The 12564-nt window shown below is 40.7% G+C and carries 15 protein-coding genes; 4 read left to right on the top strand and 11 right to left on the bottom strand.

Annotated elements, in window-relative coordinates; translation table 11 throughout:
• Positions 1-61 precede the first annotated feature (61 nt).
• The 4 genes from BAMF_RS29990 to BAMF_RS40750 all read left to right on the top strand — a co-directional run bounded on the left by BAMF_RS29990 (position 62) and on the right by BAMF_RS40750 (position 4183).
• Positions 62-2479: a peptidase G2 autoproteolytic cleavage domain-containing protein gene (locus BAMF_RS29990; RefSeq protein WP_013352406.1), complete on the top strand. Its 2418-nt coding sequence runs from the start codon at positions 62-64 to the stop codon at positions 2477-2479.
• Positions 2480-2644: 165 nt separating this feature from the next.
• Positions 2645-2812, top strand: a complete 168-nt coding sequence (locus BAMF_RS41530; protein ID WP_013352405.1) for a hypothetical protein — start codon at positions 2645-2647, stop codon at positions 2810-2812.
• A 328-nt stretch (positions 2813-3140) separates the two neighbouring features.
• Positions 3141-3677 (top strand): hypothetical protein, encoded by a 537-nt coding sequence (locus tag BAMF_RS29985; RefSeq protein WP_013352404.1) that lies wholly within the window; start codon positions 3141-3143, stop codon positions 3675-3677.
• 416 nt (positions 3678-4093) lie between these two features.
• Positions 4094-4183, top strand: a complete 90-nt coding sequence (locus tag BAMF_RS40750) for a YjcZ family sporulation protein (RefSeq protein WP_016935991.1) — start codon at positions 4094-4096, stop codon at positions 4181-4183.
• Positions 4184-4344: 161 nt separating this feature from the next.
• On the opposite strand, the gene BAMF_RS29975 is transcribed toward BAMF_RS40750, so the two are convergent.
• From BAMF_RS29975 to BAMF_RS29925, 11 genes are all read right to left on the bottom strand, one after another.
• On the bottom strand, positions 4345-4965 hold the full coding sequence (locus BAMF_RS29975; protein ID WP_013352403.1) for a lytic polysaccharide monooxygenase auxiliary activity family 9 protein: 621 nt from the start codon (positions 4963-4965) through the stop codon (positions 4345-4347).
• 195 nt (positions 4966-5160) lie between these two features.
• Positions 5161-6234, bottom strand: coding sequence for an LLM class flavin-dependent oxidoreductase (locus tag BAMF_RS29970; protein WP_013352402.1), 1074 nt, complete (start codon positions 6232-6234; stop codon positions 5161-5163).
• Positions 6235-6462: 228 nt separating this feature from the next.
• A complete protein-coding gene (locus BAMF_RS29965) occupies positions 6463-7092 on the bottom strand; it encodes a DUF3885 domain-containing protein (RefSeq protein ID WP_013352401.1) in 630 nt (209 codons plus the stop codon).
• A 344-nt stretch (positions 7093-7436) separates the two neighbouring features.
• Positions 7437-7916, bottom strand: coding sequence for a DUF4944 domain-containing protein (locus BAMF_RS29960; RefSeq protein WP_013352400.1), 480 nt, complete (start codon positions 7914-7916; stop codon positions 7437-7439).
• 79 nt (positions 7917-7995) lie between these two features.
• Positions 7996-8394 (bottom strand): DUF3902 family protein, encoded by a 399-nt coding sequence (locus BAMF_RS29955; protein ID WP_014470357.1) that lies wholly within the window; start codon positions 8392-8394, stop codon positions 7996-7998.
• Positions 8395-8520: 126 nt separating this feature from the next.
• Complete coding sequence (locus tag BAMF_RS29950; RefSeq protein ID WP_014470358.1) at positions 8521-8880, bottom strand: hypothetical protein; 360 nt, start codon at positions 8878-8880, stop codon at positions 8521-8523.
• Positions 8881-9159: 279 nt separating this feature from the next.
• Entirely contained in the window at positions 9160-9702 is a 543-nt protein-coding gene (locus tag BAMF_RS29945; protein ID WP_013352398.1) for a GNAT family N-acetyltransferase, read from the bottom strand.
• A 142-nt stretch (positions 9703-9844) separates the two neighbouring features.
• On the bottom strand, positions 9845-10600 hold the full coding sequence (locus BAMF_RS29940) for an N-acetyltransferase (protein ID WP_013352397.1): 756 nt from the start codon (positions 10598-10600) through the stop codon (positions 9845-9847).
• 143 nt (positions 10601-10743) lie between these two features.
• Complete coding sequence (locus BAMF_RS29935; RefSeq protein ID WP_013352396.1) at positions 10744-11142, bottom strand: UPF0715 family protein; 399 nt, start codon at positions 11140-11142, stop codon at positions 10744-10746.
• A gap of 315 nt (positions 11143-11457) precedes the next feature.
• Positions 11458-11748 (bottom strand): YozQ family protein, encoded by a 291-nt coding sequence (locus tag BAMF_RS29930; RefSeq protein WP_013352395.1) that lies wholly within the window; start codon positions 11746-11748, stop codon positions 11458-11460.
• A gap of 28 nt (positions 11749-11776) precedes the next feature.
• On the bottom strand, positions 11777-11896 hold the full coding sequence (locus BAMF_RS29925) for a hypothetical protein (protein ID WP_014470359.1): 120 nt from the start codon (positions 11894-11896) through the stop codon (positions 11777-11779).
• Positions 11897-12564: the final 668 nt, after the last annotated feature.

Here is a 12564-nt window from a genome sequence, read left to right as displayed (position 1 = left end):
CGCGGCTATTTTCTGTCCTCTGCGTCAGGCGCTTATATCAAAAGAAAGAGGTGTCTTTAGAATGGTTCAATTTAAAAACTTTCCTGATCCGTCTTTAAACGCCGCATTGCAGTCTCACCCTGCCCATTCCTCTGAATTGGAACATCTCAAAGCAAGGATGCAGAATTTTATTAAGCATTCCGCAACAGATGATAATCTTGAGATCGCAGATGCCCGGGTGACGGCGGAAGGAATGGTCACCTCACTTTTAAAAGATCGGCTTGATACAGAATACAAAATGCTTATGAATAAAATCACCCGGGAAGTGAATGTGGAGGATTACGGAGCAGTCCCTGACGGCCGGGACAATACGGAAGCCTTTCGGAGAGCGATCGGGAACGGCCGCGTCAAAGTCAATGTTCCCTCAGGAGAATTTTTGGTTCAAGGGATAAAACTCCCATCGTGGACAACCATCTCCGGTGAGGGACAAGGGATTACCGTGATTAAACTCCATGAGGACGCTCCCGCATATGAATGGGTCATAACTAATAATGATTACGAAAATGGAAATCGTAATATTTTTGTAGAGGGCATGACTTTAGACTGGAATCCTGATCGTCAATGCGGAGTCAGAAACCCGGGAGGACAGTTTTACAGCTGTTTAACGTTTGCTAACGTGCAATACGGCTGGATTAAGAATGTTGAAGCGGTTAACGCAGGTCTGCATGGTATTGATATCACATCTCCCGCTTACGATCATTTGCCTGAAACTGAATGGACAAAAGACGGCTGCCGTTATATATGGATAGATAACTGTGTGGCGTACGGCGCCGGAGACGACGGCATTACCACCCATTACAGCGAATATATTTTCATTTCCAACTGCCATTCCGGAAATCCCCGCGGCACAGAGCATGCCGAGGGCAGCGCAAATTCGAACGGTATTGAAATTGATGACGGCTCTAAACATGTGTGGCTTTTGAATAACTATACGAGCGGAAATATCCGAGGGATTGAAGTAAAAGCGCACAGCCTGTGGCCGGCTTCTCAAAATGTTCATATTATCGGCCATGTGTCATATCGTGATGTACGTTCTTTTGATATTCGTCATATCGGCCACCACCAGGCCTCAGACCCTGAAAGCACGACGGCTTATGATGTTACTTTAACCGATTGCACCGCGATTGAACCGGTTTTCAATGCTCTCTATGACGGTGTAACCCCGCGGGCGCTGGTCATCTCCGCCTATAAAAATGTCAATGTAAACGGATTCACAGCCATTGGCGACCCTTCATACGACTATGGCGGGAATCCTGTCGTAGCTCTTCAATACCGCAGTCAAAATATTACGATCAGCGGCATTAAAATACGCGGCTTTACACAAGCCGGTGTTGACATCAATATATCCGGCGGATCAAATAAAACCGATTATGTTAAAATTTCAAATTTTGATATTTACAAGTCTTCTCCTAAAGGGATTTCAATCGGCGGAGGGCAATATAACGTAAATATTATGAACGGAACGATGATCGGAGACGGCGGTTCCGTCGGAATTACGTCCCCTAACAGTCAGGCTGTCATTCTCGGCGTGCAGGCGGAAGGTTACAGCGCTGCCGCTTCTATAAAAGGACAGACTTACGAGCAGATCCCGGTCAATTTAAAGGGAGGCGCACAGCTTGCGACGAGCTCTGGTTTTGCATTTAACCCGACAAGCGCCGTTATTGCGGGAACAGGCGATATTACGGCAAAGGGTGACAGAAATGCGATCATCAGCTCTTCTGGAGGTTCAAGTTCTGAAGGTTCAAGGGCATTTATCGCCGCTTCAAACAATGCCCATATTACGGGCAGTAAAGTCTCCAGAACAATTCTGTCATCAGAAAGCATTACCTTGGAAGAACCGTACACAGTTGCCGGAGGGCATCAGTCCATTAAATGGAAACTGGACTCAGCGGGCGGCCACGGAACTTTCGCCGGAGCTGTCACCTCTTCCCTGTCAGGATACGGAGAATATTTTGAAAGTGTAAACGGCCAGTTTATCCCCGCCGGGACGATCGTCACAGTAAGGGGAGAAAAAATCGAACCGGCTCACGTTGGAGATTATATGCTCGGCGTCATTTCAGAAACAGCCGCTTTTATATCAGGAGCTGCAAGCTTCGGATGGCAAAGCCGCTTTTTGACGAACGAGTTCGGCGGTTTTATATATGAAAGCGTGACTGACGAAGAAACAGGAGAAACGATACGCGTGCCGAAACAAAACCCAGACTACAGCCCGGCTCTTGAAGCTGACTATGAAGCACGTGCTGCCAGGGACGAATGGCATATTGTCGGACTAAGCGGCCGGCATTACGTACGGATTGACAGTACGGTCAACCCGGGAGATTATATCACGGCTCATAACGGAATCGGAACTAAAGCCGCGGAAGGCTGGAAGGTATTGAAACTGACGGCCTTATACAGTCCTGAAAAAGGGTACGGCATTGCCATTGCGGTTATCAAATAGCGGTTTTAATATCAGGATCATCTCCTCTCTTATCTATCGGCGGGTATGGTCCTGTTCTTTTATACCGAACGAGCCGCCTCTTTTTAAGCCTATCGTTTCATTTGTCCAAGCCATCAGGTCCTTCAGTCATAGAATATTACCGTCAGATGAAAAAGGAGGATGGATATGGATATGGATATGGATATGGATATGGATATGGATATGGATATGCATTATGATCACGGTGAAAAAGAACAAAAGCAGCCTAAACAAAAGAAAAAGAAACAAGATAAAAAGCATCTTGATTATGATTACATCGTCGTCTATAAAAGAAAATGCAAAAAATACTGCTGACCTGATATATCAACGCTTGTTACACCCGGTAAACACCGGGTGTTTTTGTTATTATGCGTTTCTGTATAGGCATGGAAGGAATACAGCCAAAAGAGTTCAGGTTTCCGGGCCATTTTCACCTAAAATCCGGTCATCCTATCACGATACATAAAAGCATTCTATTATCTTCTTCCCATCCCCGCCGAATTAAAAGTATTTTATTTACAGAAAACAACACAAATAGAATGACATGACATTTGAGAGGATGTGCTCTTTGCTTGATTAATTTTTCTGCGCTACCATGAATTTGCAACAATTTTTCAAAAAATTCCCTCAGGAGGTCATAGTCATGAAAATCGCCAGAACAGCAATCGGATCATGCTTAGCTTTATCTCTAACAATTCCTTTCACAGCCAGTGCCTCAGCAGCCAGTCAGTCTGAACACGCGAATGCGCCTCAAGTTGCACCCGTTGCAAATCCGTTAGAAAGTAAATTATCCCAAAAAGCAGACTCAAACGTGAAAGCAGCAGGTGTGGATGCCGGGCTGAATGTAGACGTAGATGTTCTCGGAATCTCTGATCGCATTGCTGAAGCGGTTAAATCAAATCAAAATCGAACCGGCTGGGTAAAAAATGTCATGGAAACAACATTTTACGCATCAGGACAGAAGTATAACGTCATGGTGTTTAATTTAAATCAAGAATACGAAGACCGCTTTAACGGTGTTCAATTTTACGGATCAGCCGTTTATGACGGCATTACTTACGGAATCTGGGTCTTCGAAGACGGGTCCTTTGATAACAAGGGAGACGGAGGCTGGATTAACTGGGCATTCAGAGGCTGGTTCGATCGTGATAATCAGCATATTGAATTCCACAGACCTTAACACGAAAAAACTTGCGGCTGCGCACCGCAAGTTTTTTTATTGCACCGGATTGTTACACATTTTTCACCCTTATAACGACTATACTTGAAGTGCGGGCCTCCGATCGCGGACCCAGTAAAGTGTTTCAAAGTGAGGGTGCGTCATGTCAAAATTTTTAAAAATAACTTTGTGGAGTATATTGGTGTTGATCATCTTGTTAGTGATTATCGGAATCGTTTCTTACAATCAAACTCCTTCCGCAGGTAGCACAGCTGAAAGAATGCTTAATGACGTCTTATCAGTTTAAAGTTCTGCATACTCCTCTATCGATTTTTTCATTTCTTTTTATAATTTTTCAGAAAAATAAACTAGCATCCCTATCAAACTTTTACATTCAGCATAATATGTATTAATCCTCTTAAGGGAGGTGAGATCATATGGGCGGTTATGGTAGCTCCTTTGCGTTAATCGTGGTGCTATTCATTTTATTAATCATCGTCGGGGCTTCTTTCCTCGGCGGTTATTAAGAGTCCCCTTGCCTCTGCATCCATGTGAGCAGCACCTTCATGATCGTACGGCGCCATAATGAATTTTTTATGGCGCTTTGCTGTTTCCTCATTTAACTAACTTTTTCAAACGAAAAAGATCGGCAATGCATGAACATGCTGCCGATCAGTAATTTCATAGATTATTTTGTGAGGTTTACATCGATGACGTTATAGAAGGCATTAGAAGTATCCGCAACATCCCACACCCCTAAAATGATATGGTAACCGCTTCGATCAGTCGGCACAAAAATCTTATGAGTCAGATTCGTATCTGCCTTGGAGCCGTCGTGGTTTACCGTCCCGATTAATTCGAATTCATCTCTTGACAAAGGTTTATTCGGATTCCAGTTTTTCTTGGTGATATAATAGTGCCACTTTGATGTCGCATGAGGTGCGGTGTAGTGCCAAGTAAAGGTGTTAAAGCCGCCGCGGATGTTTTGTTTTACCCAATGATCTGCAGTCTGCTTGTCCAAACCGAAATCAATTTGTCCAGATCCTCCGTTTGCAGACGCAATTCTACCATCCGGCGGACCTGCAGCCGGAAATCCTTTCGGCCCTTCCACAGACTGAGGATTATCAATGACGGAGCCATATTTCTGCGCAGCAGCCGTCCAGCCCATTGTTTGCTTCTCTAATGCCCCCATGTACGCTCTGCTGACGGGCTCTTTTATATACCCGTGTGCAGACGCATCACTTGAATAGAAAGCGCCTCCAATACCAAGAGTAACAGTTAAAACTGCAGCTTTGACTAAACCCTTCATCTCTACGTCATCCTCCCTTTTTTGTTAATGAAAACCTTTCAGTATATACATTTCACGATGGAGAATGAAAAGACCTTCCTTTTCTTGATAGGAAAAAGCAATGAGGTTTGCGCTCTTCCCTTTGTTTTTTATAATCATAAAAAAAGACGGGCCGTTTCTGTGGTCGAAAAACCGGCCCGCTCCGCCTGACTTCATTCAATCGCTTGCTTTACTGGTTTCTTTTCGGATAACCGGTGCTACTTCTGTTGCTAATCGTTCGATGTTTTCCGCGGCTTTTTTAAACGGCATACCGCCTATATCGATTTGCGCGAGGAACCGCTGATGTCCGAACAGCTCGTATTGGTGCATGATTTTTTCAATGATCTGCTGTGAGCTTCCCACAAATAAGGCTGTTTCTTTACCGGCTGCCCGCTCAAAGTCTTCCTTCGTTAAAGGCTCATGAATCCCGTGATATGAATGTACACGGGACCAGTAATTAGAATGATACGGATAAAATTCTTGTATTGCCTGTTCATTCGTTTTTGAAATGAACGTATGTCCGGTTACGGCAACCTTCACATTTTCCGGCGGATGACCGGCTTTAGAAGCCGCTTCCCGATATTTGTCAACAAGCGGTTTAGATGACCTCGGATCACCGCTCAGTACAGCTAATGCCAGACCGGCCCCTGCACTTCCGGCCCGTTCCGCACTTTCCTGAGTGCCCGAAACACCTAACCACAGCGGAATGCTTCCGTGAAAAGGCTGCGGGGAAATTTCTGCATTGTTAAGCGGCGGCCGGTAACATCCTTTCCAGGTAATCACTTCTTCCTCGGAGTTTAATGTTAAAAAAAGCTCAATGTGTTCTTCAAACAATTCTTTATAATGACCCACGTCATAACCGAAAAGAGGAAACGAGTCTAAAAATGCCCCCCGTCCCGCAATGATTTCTGCCCGGCCGTTTGATATCAGATCAAGTGTTGCAAAATCCTCAAATAAACGAACGGGATCTTCGGTAGATAATACAGTCGTGGCACTCGTCAGCTTAATGTTTTCGGTGAGCTGTGAAATCGCTGATAAGATGACGGGCGGCGATGACACCGCATAATCCAGACGATGATGCTCGCCTACGCCGAATACATCAAGACCCGCATCGTCAGCCAATTTTGCCAGCTTTATCAATTCATCTAACCGTTGCTTTGCGCTGACTGTTTTCCCTGTCAGAGGATCGGGGTATAATTCTGCAAATGAATAAATTCCAATTTCCATACAATCATGATGTTCAGCCCTCACATTTCTCTCCTCCTGCACTGTGTAAAAAAAGCTTTTATTTGTTATTCTATTCAGCCGTTTTCAAAAAGGAATTCATCCAAATAAATACAACAGACTAGAATCCAGAAGTTCCGATGTTTCTGGCCGCCTTATGCTTATGCTCTGCTCATTAGATTCCTGCTGCCGGATAGACCCGGATGGGATACCGTCCCGAGCAAGAACACAGCCATTCGAATTCATGTCATGCGTTCAATCTTCAATCCAATCATGATATTGATCATAAAGCGGACGTATTCTTCCGGCATCACGAGCGATGACTTCACACCCTCTGTCATCATATATAAAGAAAATAATGTCTTTTGTGATATTCACAAAGAAAACATCGGGATAATCAACAGAGTAACCCCCGAATCTTGGCTTCAGCGGAAAATCTTCGTGGGCAGCTGCCTTAAGTAATTGAGTAATACGCAAATCTTTCCGTTTACATATTAAAGAAAACTGCTGCATTTCGTATTCTTCTGCATCATCTGCTTCAAACGGGTACGGGCATGTTTTCACCTGAATCCGATATAAATCATCCTTACACTTCAGAAACGGCTGATAAATTTTTAATTTTCTTGCGTAAATATCCTTAGTTTTGTACTTATATACATTTGCAACAAGAAATAAGTCATCATTTTGTTCAAACAGTTCATCGAAAATAGCGGCAGTTTGATGATGGACAAGCTGAAAATAATCAAGATTCAAACCCCCGCTTTCATCAAATTGATACATATTGCCGCCAAGAGAAAAATGGATCCCAACGCCCCATTGGTGATAAATGCCGGGCATTAATTTTAGAGTTGGAAACCTTTCCTTCAGATAATCCTTTATTTCCATTTAAACAGACTCACTTTCTGTTATTGATCGGCTCACTTTTTTCTTTTTCGCTGTTGTAATATTATTCCGATTGGAATACAATGAAATAGAACACTGTAAACCCCATTGATCAGGATGGATGCTGGTCACATTCATCTTGATCCTTTTTTCACAAGCTCACCTCCACTGCGGACCCTTCCATTTCCGAAGCTGCTCATTGATTTTACACATTCCAGGGTATTACTTTCTTATACATAAGCAGCAAGTGACTCTTTTATCGACCCAGATCAATTTAGAAAATCGAGAAAAAACAGACAAAACTAATGGTTTTGGATGAAAGAGAGGGTTATACCGCCCTTTTTACTTCAGTCATACCAATGTATTCTTTTCAGTTTAAATTTTTCTTTATAGGACTCATGATCGGTTTTCCATGCTGCTTCAACAGTGATTTCATGACCGATTACTTCATTTTCCGGCATATATTCAAACGTCTGAATATGATCTTCCCCCGTTCCGCCGCCTTCTAATTTCTCTCCAGTGTATTCTGAAAGATGATAGTCTTTATCTTCTTCATATTTCCGGCCGTCAATAAATAATGTTAATCTCTTAATCACCGTTTTCTTTTCATTCTCTTTATTGCCTCTGTAGTACAAATTCAAGAAATAATTAGGACCGATAGAGGTCTTGCCTGATTTTTCAATTGACGCTTCCCACGTCTTGTTCTGGCTATAGCCGATATATTTGACTTTCTCTCCTGAAATTAAAGAAAACAGTGCAATTCCGGCCGTTATGGTCAGAACAGTGATAATAATCAGCAATTTTTTAATGACTTTATACTTCTTCATTGCATCCCGCCTTTATCATTTAGAACGTATGGACATTAGAATTGTTACATTTAAATTCAAAAACTTAATAAATAGAGGTTCAGATTCCAGTCATCAAAAAAATACGAAAAATAAGGCCATATTCCCCCTTAGCAGATTGCCACGCGATCATGATAAAAGTCGTCCAAAAAATTGTGACTAAAAAAAGCATAACAGTTACAATCATTAAAATGAGACAACTTATCGATAGAACTGAGTCTTTGTTTTTGTTAAGAATCAGAGTAACTGCTGCTCCGGCAGCAAATATATACGACAAAATCGCGCCGATCCAATACCATAGCATTGAGTCATTGCTCCAATAAGCCATTGATTGCATATAAATGCTGAATATAAATCCTATCAAAGCTAATACGAGCGAAACTAAATTTGACTTCAAGTCAGAGTTCCTTTCATCATACGTTTTATTTTTTAGCAACGACTTCGGACAACGCCTTCTCATCATTAGCTCCTGATCATAATTAATGTGAGCAATACAATAAAAACCATCTTCAAATAAGTTTTAACTGAACGCAGATGTACTTCCCCATCATTTCCAATGAGATTGACGGCAGGGACTTTTTAAAAATTAAATAGATGTTTTATACGCGTTCATTGCTTGATTTCTCAAAAGCATATTATCTTTCGTAACCATTCCAAGATTGTATGCTTGTTTGATTATAGCCAACACTTGATTATCAGTTTCAGTTACAGCTCGTCCTCCAGTTATTCTGGACTTCCAGTAATCGAACTGGTGATGTAACTCTGAACTGCTTTTAAGGTTTTTATGATCAACCACTTTCCCATTCTCCAGCGCATCTTTAAATTCATCAAAATTAATTGAACATTGCTGATTCGAACTGATTCCTGCACCTTCTGTCGCTAAACTGCAAAACGCTAAAAACTTCGGATCTTTCGTGATATTGTAAGAGTTATTTAGGCCTTCCATCACATTCACCCTCTCTCGAATTTTACAACGTTTGATCGTTACTAAACTAAGCATTTTTCTCCAATTTCGCAATCCATTGGTATTATCGGTAATTTAATTGAAGAATTTAACTTAAATGCAAAAAAACCTGCCTCCGGCAAGGTTTTTTTCGTGTTGAACGAAATAGAAGAGATATGAAAAACAGCCGCCTGGACAAAAAGCTGCTGTGCTCGTTATTCAGCTAAAGATTTCTTCATAAACGCAGGAGGAAAATGGGAGATTATTTCCCCACAAATTCTATTAACTATGTTTTTGGTTTAACCATTCTTTCTTTAGCAGTGCGTATTGGAAAGTGTTTTCATATTTAGGTGTTCCATCCTCGTATTTCGTAAATGAAATAAATTCAAGAAAATAACCTTCTTTACGCATACCTAATCTTTCAGATAATTTTTGTGACTTGTAGTTATCATCTTCAACATATGCATAAAGCCTTCTTGCGTCTTTTTGCATAAAGAGATACTCAAAGAAAGCCTTTGCACTTTCACTGGCGTATCCCATCCCTTCAAATCGAGCATTGAAATTCCAACAAACGGAATAAGTATCAGGCTCTTCTTTTAAATAAAATAGTTCTCCGATCAAATCATTACTGTCTTTTAAACAAACTGCAATATAAGAATCATCTCTGCTTCTTTTTTGAACGGTTAAGGAAGCTTCTTCTATCGTAGAAATTCTGTCATCAAGAAAGCAGTTCACTCTCGGATGTGCCGAATATTCCAAAAGGCCTTGCGAATCTGCCTCGGTAAAATTTCTTAAAATTAAGCGGTGGGTTTCAATTTTTTGCACTTGTTAGTCTCCTATTTTTGAAATGAACATCTTCAACAGGCCTCGCCCGTTTGTTAAAGAACTATCTCAATCTATTTGTACTATACGGTTTTTTAAAACCATCCTCATTTCTTATAATATGGATAATAATCAAATTAAGCCATTAATTAAGCTTATTGAGTAATTTTTCAAACTTATTCACGCTCATAATTTCATGAGTGAGAAATTCTCCATTATAAAACACGCTGAAAGTTGTCCAGATGGCCGGTGATGTTTGCGCCTTTTCTTTTGAGGATAATCGATGGGCCTGAAAATGAAGCCCTTTCTTTTCAGTCAGTTTCTTTAAATCCTCTAACACTCCGACTGCAAATGGGCATTGAGCTGTATAAAATATTGTGATGCCCTCATCATTAACGAAATAACTTTTAACCTGTTTTTTAAATACAGGAGGAGCTGCATGTTCATTCCAGGTCAATGACATTAACTGAAAATAGGGTTCTGCTTCATCTTGCAAAGTAAATCCCATATGCTCGAAGAATTGCTTATCACTTAAATAAGGGAGTTTTTTCTTACCGACTATATGAACGATTCCATCCATACCGCGGGCCTTTGCATCTGCCGCACATTTATCTAGCAAGTGTTTCGCATGGCCGTTATTCTTATATCTCCCCGACACCCAAAGACAATTAATAAACATAAAATTAGGTGCGCTTATCGGAACCCACGCTTTTTCTGCAGGTAAATATTCAATAAAAACTTTTGCCCGTTCGTTTAATCGATAAAATACCAAGCCATCAGCCATTCGATCTTTGAGCCAGCTCTTTTTTTCATTTACCGCCCCCTCATATTGTTTCGCACCTAATGCGCAGCAAATATGATTGTCATCAATATTCTCCTTTTTCAATTCAATGTATTCCATTTTCTCCTCACCTGCTTTCTGGATTCATCACATGATTTCAACTTGTACAATGCAGACTGGGCATGGCGGAATGAGTGAGCATCTATATTAGTAGTTTCGGTCCGTCTTTTTTACCCGGCGATATAAATTGTCTATAAAACACACTACTTTCGCAGAAATATAGAGTCCCAAAACCAATATATTAGCGCAGCAACAATGCTCATTATGTAATAAATGAAATTCTCGAAAACTCTAACATCAATAGACGGATTGCCAATGCACCAAAACAAGTACACAGCTAAAAAAGCGGCTGCTGTATAAATGAAAAGATGAATCAACCTAAACTTTTCAGGCTTCTTTCTTAGCCATAACTGCACAGGAACAGCAAATAAAAAGTAAGTGATGAACGCGTAAAAAGCAATGATAACTACCGTGATTAATGCAATCGGCACAAAACCTGAGTATACAAACATATACAATCCGAAGATCAAACCATACGAGAAGCTTGAAAAAGCCAATGTGAGAGCATAACATTTGATTTTGCTCCAAGTCGCCATTTTCATTTATTTCACCTGCTTTTTAAACTAAGGTCTCGAATTTACAATTTCTCCCCATTGTTTAAATCAGTATATATTGATCGCTTTAAAAGATCTATGTTTTTTTAGACCTTTCTTGCAGATCAGCAATTCAATCAGTTTAATATCTAAATACCTGTAAATTTTATGGCATGAAAAAAGGTCAAGGTTATACCTTGACTATGATCTTGTAACCTGTAGTAATCCTACATGGTGTCAGCCGCGCTCTTTCAAAAAATCACCCAAGACATTCTTTGAATGGTGAAACGGAACTAACTCTTTCAAGAAAGCCCCGTTATATGACTATTCCAAGTTTTGATCAATAGTTCCTTCAAAATAGTCATCGCTGACTTGTTCATGTGTTTCAGCCAATCCTTTTTCCAATTGCGTTGTTCCCTCATAATCTGATGAATCAAAATATTTTCCAGCGACATTTGTTGTTTCAGTTTCTTTATGATTAGTTTGTGTTTCCGTGTCTGCCTGGTTTGTTTTGGTGTCGCCGGCCGATGATTGCTGCTGAAAATCATAATCCTTATCCAAAGAAGAAAATCTTTTATAGTCGTCCGGTCTGTCTGCTCCATTTTTTTCAGCCATGTTATTCACTCCATATTAAAAAATTTTGTTATTTCATTTGTTTACGGTTTGAACTTTGTTTGGGATCATCCGCTTTAAAAGCTGTTTCGGTCTCATGGTCTTTTTTCAATTGTTCAATACTTGAATTTTGAATTCCTTTTTTGCTCATTGGTTCTCACTCCCTTACCAATAGAATATAGTCTGTTTGTATTGTGTCTATGGAGATCATATTCATGCACTATTCAATGAATTTTTCTAAAAAAGAAGCTTCAGACAAAAAAGGTCAAGGATGTACCTCGACTATGTATCAGGCTCACCAATCTTCATCCGGCTCATCATGTTCGAAACCGTAAAAGCCTTTAATCCATACGTCACCGCATCCGGCTCCTTTTGTGATCTTTAAGTAATGGTTTCTGTTTGCATCACCATTCACCTTGTCAGATGCGCTTAAATGTAAGTGATTACCCGTAAAATTCTTTTCACTAAGAGTAAACTCATACCCTGCCAGCGTGATTCGCTCTGAAGTTTAACATTCAACGTACAGCCTTCTGCATTGAAAATGGTAAACCTGTACCCCAGCTTAGTCGGCCAATACCGCTCATTTGTGTCATCGGCCATAAAAAATCCCGCTTCATTCTCTGTCATTTTAAAGCTGACCTTATGCTTATCTTTTGTTCCTCCTCTTCCAGATTATACAATTTTAACAATCCGATGATACGTACTTCACAAAAAACAATCCCCTTCTAATGAGATGGGGATTTTCTGTCAGCTTTTTCTTGTGTATCTACGTCGGCTCCGTAGGGAATAAACGATTTGGTGCACTTCGCGGCCTCCTTT

It is taken from the genome of Bacillus amyloliquefaciens DSM 7 = ATCC 23350 (genome assembly GCF_000196735.1).
Classification (GTDB): Bacteria; Bacillota; Bacilli; order Bacillales; family Bacillaceae; genus Bacillus; species Bacillus amyloliquefaciens.
Note: the sequence above shows the minus strand (reverse complement) of the source record. Positions and strands in the feature narration are given on the sequence as shown.

Excerpts from the sequence above, each read along its gene's own strand:
- BAMF_RS41530 (WP_013352405.1), top strand. The coding sequence starts at position 2,645 with ATGGATATGGATATGGATATGGATATGGATATGGATATGGATATGCAT.
- BAMF_RS29955 (WP_014470357.1), bottom strand. The coding sequence starts at position 8,394 with ATGAGAAGGCGTTGTCCGAAGTCGTTGCTAAAAAATAAAACGTATGAT.
- BAMF_RS29985 (WP_013352404.1), top strand. The coding sequence starts at position 3,141 with ATGAAAATCGCCAGAACAGCAATCGGATCATGCTTAGCTTTATCTCTA.
- BAMF_RS29990 (WP_013352406.1), top strand. The coding sequence starts at position 62 with ATGGTTCAATTTAAAAACTTTCCTGATCCGTCTTTAAACGCCGCATTG.
- BAMF_RS29935 (WP_013352396.1), bottom strand. The coding sequence starts at position 11,142 with ATGAAAATGGCGACTTGGAGCAAAATCAAATGTTATGCTCTCACATTG.
- BAMF_RS29960 (WP_013352400.1), bottom strand. The coding sequence starts at position 7,916 with ATGAAGAAGTATAAAGTCATTAAAAAATTGCTGATTATTATCACTGTT.
- BAMF_RS29930 (WP_013352395.1), bottom strand. The coding sequence starts at position 11,748 with ATGGCTGAAAAAAATGGAGCAGACAGACCGGACGACTATAAAAGATTT.
- BAMF_RS29940 (WP_013352397.1), bottom strand. The coding sequence starts at position 10,600 with ATGGAATACATTGAATTGAAAAAGGAGAATATTGATGACAATCATATT.
- BAMF_RS40750 (WP_016935991.1), top strand. The coding sequence starts at position 4,094 with ATGGGCGGTTATGGTAGCTCCTTTGCGTTAATCGTGGTGCTATTCATT.
- BAMF_RS29975 (WP_013352403.1), bottom strand. The coding sequence starts at position 4,965 with ATGAAGGGTTTAGTCAAAGCTGCAGTTTTAACTGTTACTCTTGGTATT.
- BAMF_RS29965 (WP_013352401.1), bottom strand. The coding sequence starts at position 7,092 with ATGGAAATAAAGGATTATCTGAAGGAAAGGTTTCCAACTCTAAAATTA.
- BAMF_RS29925 (WP_014470359.1), bottom strand. The coding sequence starts at position 11,896 with ATGAGCAAAAAAGGAATTCAAAATTCAAGTATTGAACAATTGAAAAAA.
- BAMF_RS29950 (WP_014470358.1), bottom strand. The coding sequence starts at position 8,880 with ATGGAAGGCCTAAATAACTCTTACAATATCACGAAAGATCCGAAGTTT.